Raw genomic sequence first — 16,883 nt, forward strand, 5'->3', positions numbered from 1 at the left:
CGTCGCTCAGCGCGCAGGGCCGCCACGGACCGGGCGGGCGCCGTGGCGCCGAACGGCCCGCAACACGCGCCGGACGCGCATCGCGCGCACCGGGGCAAGAGCGTACCCCGGATAGCTGGCCAGCCAGGTCGCGCTGCCGAGGCTCACGGCGTCGGCGCCCGCCCAGAAGTACTCGCGGCAGTCGTCCACGGTGCGGATGCCGCCGGTGGCGATGATCGGCAGCGTCACACCGGACTCGCGCAGCTCGCTCACCACCCGCAGGCCGATCGGCTTGATCGCGCGGCCGGACAGCCCGCCGTAGCGGTTGGCGAGGAACGGCGTCCCGGTGCGCGGGTCGAGCCGCAGCGCCTTCACGGTGTTGATCGCCGTCAGGGCCGACACCCCGGCCTTCGCCGCCTGCTGCGCGTTGCGCAGGTAGTCGTTGTCCGGTGAGAGCTTGAGGATCACGGGGTGGTTGCTGCGGGGCACGGCCTCGTCCAGGACGTCCTGCAGGATCGTCGAGAAGTCGAAGTTGACGTTGTGGCAGCTCACGTTGAGCTCCACGGCGGCGATGTCGCCCGCCGGCACGGTCGCGTTCACCCGGTCCACGAGCGTCACGAACTCCTCCGCGGAGAAGCCGCCGAGGGAGATGATCACGCGCTGGTCGCGGGTGCGGGGGTAGTAGTCGCGCAGGTAGGCGTCGATGCCGACGTTGCACCAGCCGAACGCGTTGATCCAGCCGCCGTCGGTGCCGCGCAGCACCGTGCCGTAGCGGCGCAGCAGGCCGGGCAGCTCCGGCAGCGACCAGTCGTCGCGGGTGGTGAAGTGGCCCTCCCGGGGCTCGACCGTCAGCGTGCGCGTGGTGACGGCGCCGAACTCCGCCAGCGGCACGAACAGCGAGATCGGGCTCATCCCGTAGGGCAGCAGCGGCGAGTTCGAGACGCCGTAGCCCAGCAGGCTCGACGAGGTGACGAGCCGGTTGCGGAGGACGATGTCCCCCAGGCGCACGCTCTCCTCGACGGCGGAGGAGGTGGTCGGACCTGCGGGTTCCCGGGTGCGCAGCACGTCCCCGATGCTACGTGCGGGGCGGGGCCACCGGCCGCGGGGTCACCGGCCGTGGGCCCGTGCGTGCAGGGCCCGCACGCGCGTGATCGCGTCCACCGCGCGGCGGCCGTCCACGGCCTGGATGGCGAGCACCGCCATGTACTCGTCGTCGGGCAGGTCCAGCCGCGCCCACGACGCGCCGTCGGGGAACGCGACCCGCTCCACGACCGACCACGGCAGCCGGCGGGTGACGAGGATGTTGCGCACCTCGATGCCCTCGGCGTCGGCACGCACCCGCGGGCGGGCGAGCAGCAGCAGCCCACCGGCGATGAACAGGCCGAGGAGCACGAGCGCGATCTGGTCGGCGAGCCGGAAGTACACGCCGGTGGGGCTGTTGCGCAGCACCAGGGCGATGACGACGAACAGCCCCACGGTGGCCACCGCGCCGACCCAGGCCGCGATCAGCACCTTGCGCGGGCGCACCACGACCGGCCGCTCGACGTCGGGCCGCGCGGCGGGCACGGCCGTCACCGCCCGCTCCGCAGGCCGCGCAGCACGAGCGCGGTCTGCAGCGCCGCGGCGCACGCCTCGGCGCCCTTGTCCTCCGCCGAGCCCGGTGCCCCCGAGCGCTCCACGGCCTGCTCCTTCGTGTTGCAGGTCAGCACGCCGTTGCCCACGGGCGTGCGTTCGTCCAGCGCCACGCGGGTCAGGCCCGCGGTGACGGCGTCGCACACGTACTCGAAGTGCGGCGTGCCGCCGCGCACGACCACGCCGAGCGCCACCACCGCGTCGTGCTGCACGGCCAGCTCCTGGCACACCACGGGCAGCTCCACGGTGCCCGGCACCCGCACCACGGTGGGCCGCAGCACGCCGGCCTTCTCCGCGGTGGCGACCGCGCGCTCCAGCAGCACGTCCACGATGTCCGCGTGCCAGGTGGTGGCCGCGATCGCCAGCCGCAGCCCGGACGCGTCCGGGAGCTCGTCCGTCGTCGGACGGCCCTCGCCACTCATCGACCCTCTCCCGTCTCAGGTGCCGGTGCTCAGGTGCCGGTGCCGTCGGCCAGCGCGCCCTCGCCCAGGTCGGGCAGGTCGTGACCCATCCGGTCGCGCTTGGTGCGCAGGTAGCGCAGGTTCTCCCGGTGCGGGCGCACCGGGAGCGGCACCCGCCCGGTGATCGTCAGACCATAGCCCTCGAGGCCGGCCCGCTTGTCGGGGTTGTTGCTGAGCAGCCGCATCGACCGCACACCGAGGTCCACCAGGATCTGCGCACCGATCCCGTAGTCGCGGGCGTCGGCGGGCAGCCCGAGTGCGAGATTGGCGTCGACGGTGTCGGCCCCTGCCTCCTGCAGCTGGTAGGCCTGCAGCTTGTGCAGCAGGCCGATACCCCGGCCCTCGTGCCCGCGCATGTAGAGCACCACCCCGCGGTCCTCGGCGGCCACGGCCGCGAGCGCGGCGTCCAGCTGGGGGCCGCAGTCGCAGCGCAGCGAGCCCATGACGTCGCCGGTGAGGCACTCCGAGTGCACGCGCACCAGCACGTCCTCGCCGCTGCCCTCGGGGGTGGCGACGTCGCCGCGCACCATCGCGATGTGCTCGATGCCGTCGAGCAGGGAGTCGTAGCCGTAGGCGATGAACTCGCCGTGCGCGGTGGGGATGCGCGCCTGCGCCACCCGCACGACGTGCTTCTCGAACCGGCGGCGGTAGGCGATCAGGTCCGCGATCGTGATCAGGGTGAGGTCGTGGTCGGACGCGAACACCTGCAGCTCGTCGCCGCGGGCCATGTCGCCGTCGTCCTTCTGGGACACGATCTCGCACAGCGCTCCCGCGGGCGCCAGACCGGCGAGCCGGGCCAGGTCGACGGCGGCCTCGGTGTGGCCGGGCCTGCGCAGCACGCCGCCCTCGCGCGCCCGCAGCGGCAGCACGTGCCCCGGGCGCACCAGGTCGCCAGGGCCTGCGCCGGGATCGGCGAGCAGCCGGATCGTGTGCGCGCGGTCGGACGCCGAGATGCCGGTGGTGATGCCCGCCTTCGCGTCGACGGTCACGGTGAACGCGGTGCGGAAGCTGTCGGCGTTCGTGTGGTGCATCGGCGGCAGGTCGAGCCGGTCGCACTCGCCCTCGGTGAGCGCCACGCAGATGTAGCCCGACGTGTAGCGCACCATGAACGACACCAGCTCCGGCGTCGCCCTCTCGGCCGCGAAGATCAGGTCGCCCTCGTTCTCGCGGTCCTCGTCGTCCACGACCACGACGGCGCGGCCGGCCTTCAGGTCCGCGATGGCCCGCTCGATCGCCTCGAAGCCGCTGCCCGCCGCCGGCCGCGGGGCGGTATCGCCAACGGCCGGTCGCGGGGCGGCATCGCCCGCCGCCTGCTCCACACCCTTCACCGCTCCACTGCCTCCTCGCGCGCCGACGTGGCACCGCGGTACCCCGCGGTGAGTCGCTCCACGTACTTCGCCACCACGTCGACCTCAAGGTTCACGGTATCCCCCGGCTCCCGGAAACCGAGTGTGGTGTCGGACAAGGTGGTGGGGATGAGGGCCACGGAGAACGTGTCACTGCTCACACCGGCCACGGTCAGCGACACGCCGTCGACCGTGATCGAGCCCTTCTCCACCACGTAGCGGGCCAGCTCGGGCGCGAGGCTGAAGCGCACCTCGTCGGTGCGCTCACCCGGGGTGCGCGAGAGCACGGTGGCCACCCCGTCCACGTGGCCCTGCACGATGTGGCCGCCGAGCCGCCCACCCACCGGTACGGCCCGCTCGAGGTTCACCCGCGTGCCGGGCACCACCGCCGACAGGCTCGAGCGCTTCAGCGTCTCCGGCACCAGCTCGACGCGGAACGTGCCGCCCGCGCCGCCGTCCGGGTCGATGACGGTCAGGCACACGCCGTTGACCGCGATCGAGTCGCCGTGGCGGGCGTCCGAGCTGACCGTGCCACCGCGGACGGTGAACTCCACGACGTCGGCGTTCTCCCGCACGTCGAGCACCTCGCCGATCTCCTCGACGATCCCCGTGAACATCCCGCTCTCCCCTTCCCCGACCGCTCGTCCCGCGCTCAGCCGGACCAGCCGCGGTGCGCCGACGACGCCCGCACCTTCTCCCGCAGCGCCTGCACGGCCCGGGCGGGCTCGTCGGCGCCGTAGACGGCCGAGCCGGCCACGAAGCAGTCGACGCCCGCCTCGGCGGCGTCCTCGATCGTCTCGGCGTTGATGCCGCCGTCGATCTCCACCAGCAGCGTGAGGTGCCCGGTGTCCACCAGGCGGCGCGCCGTGCGGACCTTCTCCAGCACCGACGGCCGGAACTCCTGGCCGCCGAAGCCGGGCTCGACGCTCATGACGAGCAGGGTGTCGAAGTGCCGCAGGGTCTCCAGGTGCGGCTCGAGCGGGGTGTCCGGCTTGATCGACAGGCCCGCGCGGGCGCCGGCCGCGCGCAGGTCCTTCGCCAGCGCCACCGGCTCGCGGGAGGCCTCGACGTGCACGGTGACGTTGTGCGCGCCGGCCTCGGCGTAGCCCACCGCCCAGCGCTCGGGGTCCTCGATCATCAGGTGGCAGTCCAGCGGCACGTCGGTGGCCTTGCGCAACGACTGCACCACGGGCAGGCCGAGCGTGAGGTTCGGCACGAAGTGCGCGTCCATGACGTCCACGTGCAGCCAGTCGGCACCCGCTCCGGGCGGCCCGGCCACCGCGGCGGCCTCGTCGGCGAGCCGCGCGAAGTCGGCCGCGAGGATGCTCGGGGCGATCATGGGGTGCACCCCAGGAGGGTACGCCGGACCGCCCACCGGACCGCCCCTGGGCGCTCGCACACCGATCCCCGCGCTCGCGCACCGACTGCAGTCGGTGTGCGAGCGATGGTGTCGGTGTGCGAGCGGGTGGCGTCCTGTCGGTCCCCCGCGATTCACTGTGCCCATGCCCGCCCCTGCCTCCGTCGACGAGCAGCTGCACGCGCTGCTCTCCCACGAGCCGCCCGCGGTCGCGGAGCTGGTCCACCGCCGGCGCGCCGTGGTCCGCGACGCCCATCCCGACCTGCGCGAACGGGTCAACACCGGCTGGCACGGCCTCGCCTTCCACCACCCCCGCGGTGGCTACGTCGTCGCACTGTTCCCCCGCGACGGCGGCGTCAACGTCGGCTTCGAGCACGGCGGCGACCTGCCCGACCCGCACCGCAGGCTCACCGGCCGCGGACGCACCCGCGACGTCCGCGTCGAGGTCGGCGCCGGCCCCGACGAGGAGGACGTGGTGGTCGACTACCTCGACCTGGCCGTCGACGCCGCCATCGACCGCGCCGACGCGAAAGCGAGATAAGCATGACGAACGGCACTTTCGTCGGCTAGGTACCGACGAAAGTGCCGTTCGTCCGGGTGGGAGCCTGCGGTCAGGCGCGGCGCAGCAGCGCGAGGAACATCGCGTCGGTGCCGTGGCGGTGGGGCCAGAGTTGGACCGCCGGCCCGTCGCCGAGGTCCGGGACGCCGGGAAGGCACTCCCGCGCGTCGAGGCGCTGCACCTCGGGATGCACCCGCAGCACCCGGGCCAGCACGCCCACCGTCTCGGCCAGGTGCGGCGAGCACGTCACGTAGGCCACCACGCCGCCCGGCCGCACGTGCCGCAGGGCGGCGGTCAGCAGCTCGCGCTGCAACACGGTCAGCGCGGACACGTCCGACGGCTGCCGGCGCCAGCGCGCCTCCGGCCGGCGACGCAGCGCCCCGAGCCCCGAGCAGGGCGCGTCGACCAGCACCCGGTCGAACGCGGCGTCGGGCAGCGGCGCGCTGCGCCCGTCGGCCTGGTGAACCGTGACGGGCAGGTCGGCGACGGCCTGGCGCACGAGCTGGGCGCGGTGCTCGCTGGGCTCCACGGCGTCCAGGGTGCCGCCGTCGAGGGCGGCGAGGCCTCCGAGCAGGGCCGACTTCCCGCCGGGTCCGGCGCACAGGTCGAGCCACCGGCCGCCGTCGGCGCCGGTGAGCGCGGCGCGGGTCAGGGCGAGCGCCACCAGCTGGCTGCCCTCGTCCTGGACCACCGCGAGGCCCTCGGACACCGCGTCGAGCTCGCCGACGTCGCCGCTGCCGGCCTCCAGGTGCACCCCGTAGGGCGAGTACGGCGCCTCCGCGCCACCGGTGACGAGCGCCAGCTCGGCGGCGGTGATCTCGCCCGGGCGGGCCAGCAGGTGCACCGCGGGCCGGGCATCGTCGGCGGCGAGCGCCGCGTGCAGCTCCGCGGACGGGTCGGCGTCGGGATCGGCGGGCTTGCCGAGCGCGTCGGCGAAGGACTGCGCGATCCAGCGCGGGTGCGCGTGGGCGAACGCGGCGTGGCCCACGGGGTCCTCGTCGACCGACGGCGCGAGCTGCGCGACCCATGCCGCCTCGTCGCGTTCGCCGACGCGCCGCAGCACGGCGTTCACGAAGCCGCCCGCCCGGCTCCCGGCCTCGGCACGCACCAGCTCCACGGTCGTGGCCACGGCGGCGTGCGGCGGGATCCGCGTGCGCAGCAGCTGGTAGGCGCCGAGGCGCAGCGCGTCGAGCAGGTGCGGCTCCACGCGCTCGAGCGGCCGGTCGGTGCAGGCCTCGACGACGGCGTCGAGCAGCCCGCGGGCCCGCAGCGTGCCGTACCCGAGCTCGGTGGCCAGCGCCGCGTCGCGCCCGCCCAGCCGGTGCCGGCGCAGGATCGAGGGCAGCGCCAGGTTGGCGTACGCGTCCCGCACGCGCACGGACACGAGCAGCTGGAACGCTGCCAGGCGGGCCGGGTCCGGCTCCGGCGGGCGCGCGGGACCGGAGCGCCCGCGCGGGGGCCCGGACCGGCCGCCGCCGTGGGCGCGCCGGGGACGGTCCCTGCGGGGACCGCCACCGCGGCCGGGCGCGCTCACCGCGACCCTCCCGCCGCGCGGACCCGGGTGCGGAGGCCGCTGCGGTCGGCGGGGCGGGGCCCCGCCCACGACCCGGGCCCGGAATGCGGCGGTGCCGCTGTCGCCCGCCTCATGCCAGCCGCTCCCCGTCCGCGATCCGCACGCCGCGCGCCCAGTCCGGCGCCGGCATGGCGCGCTTGCCCACCGGACGCACCTCTCCCAGCCGCACCGGCCCGGCGGCCGTGCCCACGAGCACCCGTCGCTTCTCCACGTGCAGCTGCCCCGGTTCCAGGGCCACTTCGAGGGCCGGCTCGCCGGCGTCGAGCGGGGTCACCGGGCCCAGCCCGAGGCGCTCGTCGCGGAAGGTGCACCACGCCCCGGGGTCGGGGGTGACCGAGCGGACCAGGCGGTCGACCGCCACGGCGGGCGCCGTCCAGTCCACGCGCGCGTCGGCGGTGGTGACCTTCGGCGCGAGCGACACCCCCTCGCCCGGCTGCGGGCGCGGCTCGAGCGTGCCGCCTGCGATGCCGTCGAGGGTGGCCACGAGCAGGTCGGCACCGGACGTGGCGAGCCTGGCGAGCAGCTCGCCTGCCGTGTCGGTGGCGCGGACGGCCTCCGTGACGACCCCGAACACCGGGCCGGTGTCCAGGCCCTCCTCGAGCCGGAACGTGCTGGCCCCGGTGATCTCGTCGCCGTGGCGCAGCGCCGCCTGCACGGGCGCGGCCCCCCGCCAGGCGGGCAGCAGCGAGAAGTGCAGGTTGACCCACCCGTGACGGGGCACGTCGAGCGCCGCGCGCGGGACGAGCGCGCCGTACGCGACGACCGGGCAGCAGTCGGGCGCCAGCTCCCGCAGCCGCGCGAGGAACGCGGGATCCGACGGGCGGGCGGGCGTCAGCACGGGGATCCCGGCCTCGTCGGCGAGGCGGCCCACCGGCGAGCGCAGGAGCTTGCGGCCGCGGCCCGCGGGAGCGTCCGGGCGGGTGACGACGGCGGCGACCTCGTGCCGCGAGCCGAGCAGCGCGCGCAGCGACGGGACGGCGGGCTCCGGGGTGCCCGCGAAGACCAGGCGCACTACCTGGCCTTCCCGAAGAGCGGGTGCGGGCTGACGCGGATCTCGGGCGCCGGCTGCTGCCCGAACCACTCCGCCGCTCGGATCTCGGCCAGCGCCTGGCGGCGCGTCTCGGGGTCGAGCCGGTCCACGAACAGGACGCCGTCGAGGTGGTCGGTCTCGTGCTGGATGCAGCGGGCGAGCATCTCGCTGCCCTCCACGACGAGCGGCTCGCCGTGCATGCTCCAGCCGCGCGCGACCACGTGCAGGTGGCGGCGGCAGTCCCAGCGCAGCCCGGGGATGGACAGGCACCCCTCGGGCCCGATCTGCTCCTCGTCGCCGACGACGTCGAACGTCGGGTTCACGAGGTGCCCGGCGAAGCCGTCGCAGTCGTAGGTGAACACCCGCAGGCCCACACCGAGCTGCGGCGCGGCCAGTCCCGCGCCGCCCTCGTCGTGCATGGTGTCGGTGAGGTCGACGACGAGCTTGCGCAGCTCGGCGTCGAAGGTGGTGACCTCCGCGGCGCGCGTGCGCAGCACCGGGTCGCCGAAGAGCCGGACGGGCAGTACGGACACGCATCTCCTCGAAGGCTGCGCCGCGCGGGGACGGGAGCGGGGACGCACGGCGACCCTCGATTCTGCCATGCGCACCGGGCCCGCCACGCGCCCGCCGGTCAGGGGATCAGCCCAGCTCCACGGGATCGAGCCGCACCCGGACCGGATCGGTCGCCTTGCGCGCCGTGCGGGCGGCCTGGGCGGTGTGCAGCGCGGCCGCGAGCGCGCGGCCCGCGGGGCGCGGCACCCGCAGCAGGGCGCGTTCGCGGACGTCGCCCTCGCCCGGCCCGGACGCGGCGTCGGGCTCGATCTCCACCGGGCCGAGGACCTCCACCTCGGGCAGGTCGGCGAGCACCCCGTCGACGACCTCGGCGACGGCCGTCGGCCCGCCGTCGACGGCGGCCATGCGCACGGCCGGGGGGAAGCCCACCTCGGCGCGGCCCGCCAGCTCGGACGCGGCGTGACCCACGGGGTCCCAGCGCACCAGCGCCTGCACCACCGGCAGGGCCGCGTCCGCCCCGACGACGACGCGCCCGCCGTCGCCGTGCGGCACGACGAGTGCGACCGCGCCCAGCCAGCGGCGCAACGTCTCCTCGGCCACCCGCAGGTCCGGGCGCGAGAGCAACGCCCAGCCGTCGAGCAGCAACGCCGCCCCGTACCCGCCGGGCACGCGCGGCTCGGCGCCCGGCGTGGCGACCACCAGGTCCGGGCGGGGTGCCACGGTGGCCAGCACCGGTGACCCGCCACCGGACGCGCGGACCGTGGTGCCCGGGAACGCCCGCCCGAGCTCCTCCGCGGTGCGGCCCGCCCCGACCACGCCGGCCCGCAGCCGCCGGGACCCGCACGCCGCGCAGCGGAACGCGCCGTCGGGCCGCCCGCACCAGCGGCACTGCGGCAGCTGGGCGCCCCCGTCCTCGGGCGCGCGCCCGACGAACCCGAGCGGGCCCGCGCAGTGCCGGCACCGGGCCGGCTCCCGGCACGACCCGCAGGACAGGTACGGCACGTACCCGGACCGGGGCACCTGCACGAGCACCGGTCGCCCGGCGTCGAGCGCGGTCCGGGCCGCGTCGAACGCGACGTGCGGCAGCCGCGCCGCGCGCGCGTCGGGGTCGCGGACGAACTGGGCGCCCGAGTCGTCGATCGCGAGGATCCGTGGCATCGCCGCGCGGACGGTGTCCCGGTCCGCCACGACCTCGCGCGCCCACCCGGACTCGACGAGCAGGTGCGCCTCCGCGGTACGGGCGAAGCCCCCCACCAGCAGTGCCGCGCCGACGGCGTGCGCGCGCAGCACCAGCACGTCCCGGACCTGCGGGTAGGGCGCGCGCGGCTCGGCGTGCAGGTCGTCTCCGTCGTCCCACACGACGATCAGGCCCAGCGGCGCCACCGGCGCGAACGCCGCGGACCTCGTGCCCACCACCACCCGCACGCGCCCGCGGCGCACCGCGAGCCAGCGCCGGTACCGCTCGGCCGGGCCGAGGTCGGCGGTCAGCGCGACCACCGCGTCCGTGCCGAGCACGTCCACGCAGGCCGCGTGCAGGGCGTCGACGTCGCGCTGGTCGGGCACCACGAGCAGGGCGCCCCGGCCGGCACCGACGGTGGCCGCGGCGGCCTCGGCGAGGCGGCGCGGCCAGTCCTCCCCCGGCAGCGCCTGCCAGACGGCGTGCGCCGCCCGTCCCCCCGACAGCGCGTCGAGCAGGGCGGCCCCGCGCGGGTAGCGCCGCCAGCCGGTCTCCGCCGCGGGCGCCACGGACGCGGGCGGCTCCGGGCCGCCGTCGGGAACGGCCTCGGCCTCGACCCGCGCGTGCCGCGGCGGCACCGCGAGGCGCAGCACGTCGGCGAGGACCCCGGCGCAGCGGTCGGCGACCGCCCGGCAGAGCGCGGCGACCTCGGGCGTCAGCACCGGCTCGGGCGAGACCACCTTCTCGATCCAGGCGAGCCGCCCGCCGTGACCCGACTCCGCCACCCGCTCCAGCAGGAACCCGTCCACCAGGCGGCCGGCGAACCGCACCCGCAGCCGCACCCCCGCCACCGCGGCGGCGTCGAGGTGCTCGGGCACGCGGTAGTCGAAGGGGCGGTCGAGGTGGGCGAGCGCGACGTCCACCGCGACGCGCGCCACCGGCAGCTCGGGCGCAGGGCGCCACTCGCCGCGGTTGCGGCTCGCTCGCGCCACCCGTCCTCCTCGCCACGGCGCCGCCCGCGCCCTCCGGGCGCTCGTGAGCGGATACGGGTGCCGGAGCACCCGTATCCGCTCACCGGGGTATCAGGCGCCTGCGGCGGCCTTCAGGTCGGCGGCGCGGGCGGTGCTCTCCCACGGCAGCTCGACGTCGGTGCGGCCGAAGTGGCCGTACGCCGCGGTCTGCGCGTAGATCGGGCGCAGCAGGTCGAGGTCGCGGATGATCGCGGCGGGGCGGAGGTCGAACACCTCGCTGATCGCCGACTGGATCTTCACCGGGTCGACGTGCTCGGTGCCGAACGTCTCGATGAACAGGCCGACCGGCGCCGCCTTGCCGATCGCGTAGGCGACCTGCACCTCGATGCGCTCCGCCAGGCCCGCGGCCACGACGTTCTTCGCCACCCAGCGCATGGCGTAGGCGGCCGAGCGGTCGACCTTCGACGGGTCCTTGCCCGAGAACGCGCCGCCGCCGTGGCGGGCGAAGCCGCCGTAGGTGTCGACGATGATCTTGCGGCCGGTCAGGCCCGCGTCGCCCATCGGGCCGCCCACCACGAACCGTCCCGTCGGGTTGACCAGGAGCCGGACGTCGGAGACGTCGATCCCGAGGTCGGCGATCTCCGGGCCCACGACCTGCTCGCGGATGTCGGGGGCGAGCAGGCCGTCGAGGTCGATGTCGGCCGCGTGCTGACTGGAGACCACCACGGTGTCCAGGCGCACGGCCTTGTCGCCGTCGTACTCGATGGTGACCTGGGTCTTGCCGTCGGGGCGCAGGTAGGGCAGCTGCCCCGACTTGCGGGCGACGGTGAGGCGCCGGGCCAGCCGGTGCGCCAGCGCGATCGGCAGCGGCAGCAGCTCGGGGGTGTCGGTGTTCGCGTAGCCGAACATCAGCCCCTGGTCACCCGCGCCCTGCCGGGCGATCACGTCCTCCGACGCCTCCACGCGGCTCTCGTAGGCCGTGTCCACGCCCTGCGCGATGTCGGCCGACTGCGCCCCGATCGCCACGTTCACGCCGCAGGAGGCGCCGTCGAAGCCCTTGGCCGACGAGTCGTAGCCGATCCCGAGCACCGTGTCGCGCACGAGCGTGGGGATGTCGGCGTAGGCACTCGTGGTGACCTCGCCGGCCACGTGCACCTGGCCCGTGGTGACGAGCGTCTCCACCGCGACCCGGCTGCGCGGGTCCTGCGCCAGCAGCGCGTCGAGGATCGTGTCGCTGATGGCGTCGCACATCTTGTCCGGGTGACCCTCGGTCACCGACTCGCTGGTGAACAGCCGCCGCCCTGCGTTCGCCACGCCGTACTCCGTCCGCTTCCGACCGGTCGCCGCTGGCGCGACCACCTACCCCGATATCCGACCGGCGAGCGTAGCCGACGCACCCGGGCGGCCCGGGACCGCCAGGGGTGGTGACAGAGCGTCATGTCGTGCACGACACGCGCGCACGGCGTCAACCCATCCGGTGATGTTGCGTTCGGTAGCGAATCGGTAACGGAAACGCTCGTTGGTCCCGGCGAAGGCCCCCACCCCACGGAGGAACGCTGAAATGAAGGCCCCCACGTCGCTCTTCGACCGACCCGGCCGCGCTGCAGCCGTCGTCGGCGCGGTGGTCGCGGTCAGCGCGAGCGCCGCCGTCGCACTGGTCTCCGGCACGGCCGTCGCCGAGGAGCCCGGCCGCTGCACCGAGAACGTCAACGTCCGCGCCGAGCCGGACATGAACTCCCGCATCGTCGCCCTCTGCGAGGCCGGCACCGAGGTCAAGACCGGCGAGGCCCGCGACGGCTTCGTGCAGCTCACCAGCCTCGGCGGCTGGGCGGCGCAGCAGTACGTGTCGGTCAACGGGCAGAACCCCGCCCCCGCCGCCACCACCCGGTCCGAGTCCACCGAGTCCGCCGGGGACGAGGACGAGGCCGCCGGGCGGGGATCCGACGACCGCGACGCCGCCGGCGCCGCCGAGGACGGCAGCGCCACGGAGGACGGCAGCGCGACCGAGGACGGCAGCGCGTCGGAGGACGGCGGCGCCGAGGAGTCCGGCCAGGGCGCGGACGAGGAGACCGGCGGCAGCGCCGAGGAGTCCGGCGAGGAGGAGGGCCAGGAGCCGCGCGGCCGCCAGTCCGGCGGCGGTGTCGGCGGCCTGCTCGGCTGAGGCCACCCGCTCTCCGCGGGGCGGGCTGCGCCGGGTGTCCCCGGACCCGCAGCTGCGCCCGCCCCGCGGGTTGTGCGGTGTGGAACTGCCGCCGCTCCGCTCCGGCGGTTCGCGGCCCTTCCAGGTGCGCTCACTCGGTCGGAGCCAGCACATGGACCACGTCAGGGCCCGCATGCCCCGCGCGGACTGCGCTATCCCAGGCGCGTGGCGACGGCGTCCCAGACGCGCGAGGCCAGCAGCGCCTTGGAGCCCGGCTTGAGCTCCTCCTCGGTGCCGTCGGCACCCAGCAGCCATCCGGCGTTGTCCGGGACCTCGAACGCCCGGCCGTCCCCCACCGCGTTGACGACGAGCAGGTCGCAGCCCTTGCGCGCGAGCTTCGCCCGGCCGTGGTGCAGGGGATCCCCCGACGCGTCGCCGGTCTCGGCCGCGAAGCCCACGACGACCTGCCCGGGACGCCGCGCGGCGACCAGCTCCACGAGGATGTCGGGGTTGAGGGCCAGCGGGAGCGCCGGCGGCTCCGACCCGTCCTTCTTGATCTTGTGTTCGGCGAGCGCGGTGGGCCGGAAGTCGGCCACCGCCGCCGCCATGACGATCGCGTCCGCGTCCGCCGTGGTGGCGTGCATGGCGTCCCGCAGCTCCCGCGCCGACCCGACGCGCACGACGTCGACGGCGGCCGGGTCGCCGAGGTCGGCCGTGTGCGCGGCGACCAGCGTGACCCGCGCTCCCCGCTGCGCCGCGACCCGCGCGAGCGCGTAGCCCTGCCGCCCCGACGACCGGTTGCCCAGGTAGCGCACGGGGTCGAGCGCCTCGCGCGTGCCGCCCGCGGACACCACCACGCGGTGGCCCACGAGGTCGCGCGGCAGGGCCTGCCCGCGCTCGAGCAGCAGCCGGGCCAGCTCGGCGATCTCGGCCGGGTCGGGCAGGCGCCCGGGGCCGGTGTCGGCGCCGGTCAACCGGCCCGACGCGGGCTCCAGGACGACCACGCCGCGCGAGCGCAGCAGCGCCACGTTGGCCCGGGTGGCGGGGTGCTCCCACATCTCGGTGTGCATGGCCGGCGCGAACAGCACCGGGCACCGGGCGGTGAGCAGCGACGCCGTCAGCAGGTCGTCGGCGCGCCCGGACGCTGCCCGCGCCATCAGGTCCGCCGTGGCCGGGGCGACGACGACGAGGTCCGCCTCCTGGCCCAGCCGCACGTGCGGGACCGACGGCACGTCGGTGAAGACGCCGGTGTGCACCGGCTGCCCCGACAGCGCCTCGAACGTCGCCGCACCGACGAACTCCAGCGCCGACGGGGTGGGCAGCACGCGCACGGAGTGCCCGGACTCGGTGAGCCTGCGCAGCAGCTCCGCGCTCTTGTAGGCGGCGATGCCCCCGGCGACACCCAGCAGGACCCGGGGGCCGCTCATCAGGCCTACTCGCCCTCGGTGTGCTCGAGCAGGCCGGCCTGGATCTCGCGCATCGCGATCGACAGCGGCTTCTCGCGCGGGCCCGGCTCGACGAGCGGGCCCACGTACTCGAGGAGGCCCTCGCCCAGCTGGGAGTAGTAGTCGTTGATCTGCCGGGCGCGCTTGGCCGCGTAGATCACCAGCGCGTACTTGGAACTCACCTGACCCAGCAGGTCGTCGATGGGCGGGTTGGTGATGCCCTCGGGGGTGGTACCTGCGACGGCACCGGTCAGCGGCATGCTCACGAAGAAGACTCCTGGGGGGACGGTCTGACGGCGGGATCACCCGCGCCGACCAGCAACTCTACCAACCGCGCCACGACGTCCTGCAGCTCGTGGTTGACGAGGGTGACGTCGAACTCGCCGCTGGCGGCCAGTTCCTCCCGCGCCGTCTCCAGCCGTCGCTGGTACTGCGCCTCCGACTCGGTGCCGCGACCCCGCAACCGGCGGGCCAGCTCGTCGAAGGACGGAGGTGCGATGAACACGGTGACGGCCTCGGGCAGTACCGCCTTGATCGCCCGGGCGCCCTGCAGGTCGACCTCGACCAGCACCGGGCGACCCGCGGCCAGTGCCTCCTCGACGGGCTCGCGCGGCGTTCCGGAGCGCTGCAGCCCGCCGTGGATCTCCGCCCACTCCAGCAGGTCGCCGCGCGCGATCAGCGCGTCGAACCCGGCCGGGCCGACGAAGCGGTAGTGCACGCCGTCGACCTCACCGGCCCGCGGGTCGCGGGTCGTGGCCGAGACGCTGAAGAACAACTCCGGCAACCGGGCCCGGAGCGCCTCGATCACACTGCTCTTGCCGACGCCGGAGGGGCCGGCCAGAACCACCAGCCGACCCCTCCGCGCGCCGTTCCTCACGATCTCGCCGACCTCTCGGGCTCAGGACTCGAAGTCGGCCAGCAGCGCCTTGCGCTGCCGGTCACCGAGCCCGCGCAGCCGGCGCGACGGCGCGATCTCCAGCCGCTCCATGATCTGAGCAGCACGGACCTTGCCGACGCCCGGCATCGCCTCGAGCAGGGCCGAGACCTTCATCTTGCCCAGCACCTCGTCGGTGTCGGACTGCTTCAGGACCTCCCCGAGGGTCGTCCCGCCGCGCTTGAGCCGGTCCTTCAGCTCGGCCCGGGCCCGGCGCGCCGCGGCCGCCTTCTCCAGGGCGGCAGCACGCTGTTCCTCGGTCAGCTGGGGAAGGGCCACGGTCTCCTCCGTCTTTCTCGTGCGGCCTGGAACCAGGCGCATCCTCACCACCGTCGCGGGCCTGACCCGCGGCTTCCACCGAACGTACTCACGCACCCCCCGGAAGGGGAAACGGGGGTGCCACCTGCCGGTTCTCCGACCCGGCCACCCGGACGGGTGATACCACGACGACCACCCGGATGAGTGTTGCGACCCGCCCGCTCGGCGCACCGGACCGACCGTCTCCTGCGCAGCACCGCTCGCACCGCCACCCGGCCGCGCGCCCGAGCTCCTCCCGCGGGACGAGGACGCCCGCGCCGAGCTGCGCGCCCCCCGCTGTCGACGGCGCCCCACGTGCGCCGAGCGACAATCGTCACCCCGAGCGGGCACGGACCGCGCCGCTCCGCGCGCCGCAACCCGCAGGCGCGCCGGTCGCACCCGCGTGCCGCCCCGCCCCCGCGCGCCGGGGGTGGGCATGATCACCCCGCCGGCGCGGAACCGGCAGGACCTCGCCGCCACCGCACCCGGCCGATGATCTCGCGCGCCGACCACGATCGGCGCGTCGCCGACCCCGCACCGCGTCGAGGCCGCGCCGTGCGGGTGCTGCGCTCTGAGCGATACGCCGAGATCCTGCGCCCTGGTCGGGGAACGCTGGGACCGTGGCAGCGACTCCGACGAGCACGACGAGCACGTTCCGCGGCCCCGTCGCCGAGCACTACGCGCGGTTCCGCCGGGGCTACCCGCCCGCGGTGGTCGACGAGCTCGCCGGAGCGCTCGGCCTCGACGCCGGTTCGCGGGTCCTCGACGTCGGCTGCGGCACGGGCCAGCTCACCCTTCCGCTCGCCGCACGGGTCCGGGCCGCGGTCGGCGTCGACGTCGAGGCGGACATGCTGCGCCTGGCCCACCGGGCGGCGCGCGACGCCGGCGCCGGCAACGTCACCTGGGTGCTCGGCGCCGACCGCGACCTCGGCGCCCTCGCCGCGCTGACGGGCGCGCACGCGTTCGACGCCGCGACCATCGGCCAGGCCCTGCACTGGATGGACGCGCCCGGCCTGTTCGCCGCGCTGCACCGGCTCGTGCGCCCGGGCGGGGGCGTCGCCGTGGTCACGAACGGCGAGCCGCAGTGGCTGCTGGACCTCGCATGGTCACGAGCCCTGCGCGGCCACCTGGAGCACTGGCTGGGCCGGCCGCTCACCGCGCGCTGCGGCACCGACGCGGACTCCCGCCGGGCGTACCGGGACGCCCTCGTCGCCGCCGGGTTCGACCGGGTGCAGGACCTCGCCGTCGGCTACCGCGAGGAGCTGACGTTCCCGCAGCTCGTCGGCAGCGTCTACTCCGCGATGAGCCCGGAGACCCTGCCGACCGGCGACGCCCGCACGACGTTCGAGCACGGGCTCCGCGCCGCTCTCGGCGACCGGGAGACGTTCGCGGAGGACGTGCGCGTGTCTCTCCTGGTGGGCCGTTCGGGCAGCCCCTGACCGCCGCACAGCGCGAGTGGGGTCCGCACA

18 protein-coding genes are annotated in these 16,883 nt (G+C 75.7%); 3 read left to right on the plus strand and 15 right to left on the minus strand.

Annotated elements, in window-relative coordinates; all coding sequences use genetic code 11:
* Positions 1 to 6: 6 nt before the first annotated feature.
* From FB558_RS34930 to rpe, 6 genes are all read right to left on the minus strand, one after another.
* On the minus strand, positions 7 to 1,044 hold the full coding sequence (locus FB558_RS34930; RefSeq protein ID WP_246106981.1) for a beta/alpha barrel domain-containing protein: 1,038 nt from the start codon (positions 1,042 to 1,044) through the stop codon (positions 7 to 9).
* Positions 1,045 to 1,086: 42 nt separating this feature from the next.
* Positions 1,087 to 1,554: a PH domain-containing protein gene (locus tag FB558_RS34935; RefSeq protein WP_246106982.1), complete on the minus strand. Its 468-nt coding sequence runs from the start codon at positions 1,552 to 1,554 to the stop codon at positions 1,087 to 1,089.
* Positions 1,551 to 2,033: a 6,7-dimethyl-8-ribityllumazine synthase gene (gene ribH, locus FB558_RS34940; protein WP_142061120.1), complete on the minus strand. Its 483-nt coding sequence runs from the start codon at positions 2,031 to 2,033 to the stop codon at positions 1,551 to 1,553. The genes FB558_RS34935 and ribH overlap by 4 nt, the downstream gene beginning before the upstream one ends.
* A gap of 29 nt (positions 2,034 to 2,062) precedes the next feature.
* Entirely contained in the window at positions 2,063 to 3,304 is a 1,242-nt protein-coding gene (locus FB558_RS34945) for a bifunctional 3,4-dihydroxy-2-butanone-4-phosphate synthase/GTP cyclohydrolase II (protein ID WP_211367091.1), read from the minus strand.
* Positions 3,305 to 3,396: 92 nt separating this feature from the next.
* Complete coding sequence (locus tag FB558_RS34950; RefSeq protein ID WP_142061123.1) at positions 3,397 to 4,035, minus strand: riboflavin synthase; 639 nt, start codon at positions 4,033 to 4,035, stop codon at positions 3,397 to 3,399.
* 35 nt (positions 4,036 to 4,070) lie between these two features.
* On the minus strand, positions 4,071 to 4,757 hold the full coding sequence (gene rpe / locus FB558_RS34955) for a ribulose-phosphate 3-epimerase (RefSeq protein ID WP_142061125.1): 687 nt from the start codon (positions 4,755 to 4,757) through the stop codon (positions 4,071 to 4,073).
* A 163-nt stretch (positions 4,758 to 4,920) separates the two neighbouring features.
* Between rpe and FB558_RS34960 the strand changes: the two genes are divergently transcribed.
* Positions 4,921 to 5,316 (plus strand): DUF1801 domain-containing protein, encoded by a 396-nt coding sequence (locus FB558_RS34960; protein ID WP_142061127.1) that lies wholly within the window; start codon positions 4,921 to 4,923, stop codon positions 5,314 to 5,316.
* 70 nt (positions 5,317 to 5,386) lie between these two features.
* Here FB558_RS34960 and FB558_RS34965 read toward each other — a convergent pair whose 3' ends face one another.
* From FB558_RS34965 to metK, 5 genes are all read right to left on the minus strand, one after another.
* Positions 5,387 to 6,868: an RsmB/NOP family class I SAM-dependent RNA methyltransferase gene (locus tag FB558_RS34965; protein WP_142061129.1), complete on the minus strand. Its 1,482-nt coding sequence runs from the start codon at positions 6,866 to 6,868 to the stop codon at positions 5,387 to 5,389.
* Positions 6,869 to 6,977: 109 nt separating this feature from the next.
* A complete protein-coding gene (gene fmt / locus FB558_RS34970) occupies positions 6,978 to 7,919 on the minus strand; it encodes a methionyl-tRNA formyltransferase (RefSeq protein ID WP_142061131.1) in 942 nt (313 codons plus the stop codon).
* Entirely contained in the window at positions 7,919 to 8,470 is a 552-nt protein-coding gene (gene def / locus FB558_RS34975; RefSeq protein WP_142061134.1) for a peptide deformylase, read from the minus strand. Before def ends, fmt begins: the two co-directional genes overlap by 1 nt.
* 106 nt (positions 8,471 to 8,576) lie before the next feature.
* On the minus strand, positions 8,577 to 10,619 hold the full coding sequence (locus tag FB558_RS34980) for a primosomal protein N' (RefSeq protein ID WP_142061136.1): 2,043 nt from the start codon (positions 10,617 to 10,619) through the stop codon (positions 8,577 to 8,579).
* A 90-nt stretch (positions 10,620 to 10,709) separates the two neighbouring features.
* Complete coding sequence (gene metK / locus FB558_RS34985) at positions 10,710 to 11,912, minus strand: methionine adenosyltransferase (RefSeq protein ID WP_142061137.1); 1,203 nt, start codon at positions 11,910 to 11,912, stop codon at positions 10,710 to 10,712.
* Positions 11,913 to 12,159: 247 nt separating this feature from the next.
* On the opposite strand from metK, the gene FB558_RS34990 reads away from it, so the two are divergent.
* Entirely contained in the window at positions 12,160 to 12,759 is a 600-nt protein-coding gene (locus FB558_RS34990) for an SH3 domain-containing protein (protein WP_142061139.1), read from the plus strand.
* A gap of 191 nt (positions 12,760 to 12,950) precedes the next feature.
* Here FB558_RS34990 and coaBC read toward each other — a convergent pair whose 3' ends face one another.
* From coaBC to mihF, 4 genes are read right to left on the minus strand one after another with little or no spacing between them, the layout of a single operon-like run.
* The gene (gene coaBC / locus FB558_RS34995) at positions 12,951 to 14,165 is read right to left on the minus strand and encodes a bifunctional phosphopantothenoylcysteine decarboxylase/phosphopantothenate--cysteine ligase CoaBC (RefSeq protein WP_170231690.1); all 1,215 of its coding nucleotides are present in this window, start codon (positions 14,163 to 14,165) and stop codon (positions 12,951 to 12,953) included.
* A gap of 5 nt (positions 14,166 to 14,170) precedes the next feature.
* The gene (gene rpoZ, locus FB558_RS35000; protein ID WP_142061939.1) at positions 14,171 to 14,443 is read right to left on the minus strand and encodes a DNA-directed RNA polymerase subunit omega; all 273 of its coding nucleotides are present in this window, start codon (positions 14,441 to 14,443) and stop codon (positions 14,171 to 14,173) included.
* 2 nt (positions 14,444 to 14,445) lie between these two features.
* A complete protein-coding gene (gmk, locus tag FB558_RS35005; protein WP_281288713.1) occupies positions 14,446 to 15,030 on the minus strand; it encodes a guanylate kinase in 585 nt (194 codons plus the stop codon).
* Between the two features lie 51 nt (positions 15,031 to 15,081).
* On the minus strand, positions 15,082 to 15,396 hold the full coding sequence (gene mihF / locus FB558_RS35010; protein WP_094928871.1) for an integration host factor, actinobacterial type: 315 nt from the start codon (positions 15,394 to 15,396) through the stop codon (positions 15,082 to 15,084).
* Between the two features lie 638 nt (positions 15,397 to 16,034).
* On the opposite strand from mihF, the gene FB558_RS35015 reads away from it, so the two are divergent.
* Positions 16,035 to 16,853: a class I SAM-dependent methyltransferase gene (locus tag FB558_RS35015; RefSeq protein ID WP_142061141.1), complete on the plus strand. Its 819-nt coding sequence runs from the start codon at positions 16,035 to 16,037 to the stop codon at positions 16,851 to 16,853.
* Positions 16,854 to 16,883: the final 30 nt, after the last annotated feature.

The sequence above is a fragment of the Pseudonocardia kunmingensis genome (assembly GCF_006716445.1).
GTDB lineage: Bacteria > Actinomycetota > Actinomycetes > Mycobacteriales > Pseudonocardiaceae > Pseudonocardia > Pseudonocardia kunmingensis.

Excerpts from the sequence above, each read along its gene's own strand:
- ribH (WP_142061120.1), bottom strand. The coding sequence starts at position 2,033 with ATGAGTGGCGAGGGCCGTCCGACGACGGACGAGCTCCCGGACGCGTCC.
- FB558_RS34950 (WP_142061123.1), bottom strand. The coding sequence starts at position 4,035 with ATGTTCACGGGGATCGTCGAGGAGATCGGCGAGGTGCTCGACGTGCGG.
- rpe (WP_142061125.1), bottom strand. The coding sequence starts at position 4,757 with ATGATCGCCCCGAGCATCCTCGCGGCCGACTTCGCGCGGCTCGCCGAC.
- FB558_RS34960 (WP_142061127.1), top strand. The coding sequence starts at position 4,921 with ATGCCCGCCCCTGCCTCCGTCGACGAGCAGCTGCACGCGCTGCTCTCC.
- FB558_RS34990 (WP_142061139.1), top strand. The coding sequence starts at position 12,160 with ATGAAGGCCCCCACGTCGCTCTTCGACCGACCCGGCCGCGCTGCAGCC.
- coaBC (WP_170231690.1), bottom strand. The coding sequence starts at position 14,165 with ATGAGCGGCCCCCGGGTCCTGCTGGGTGTCGCCGGGGGCATCGCCGCC.
- rpoZ (WP_142061939.1), bottom strand. The coding sequence starts at position 14,443 with ATGCCGCTGACCGGTGCCGTCGCAGGTACCACCCCCGAGGGCATCACC.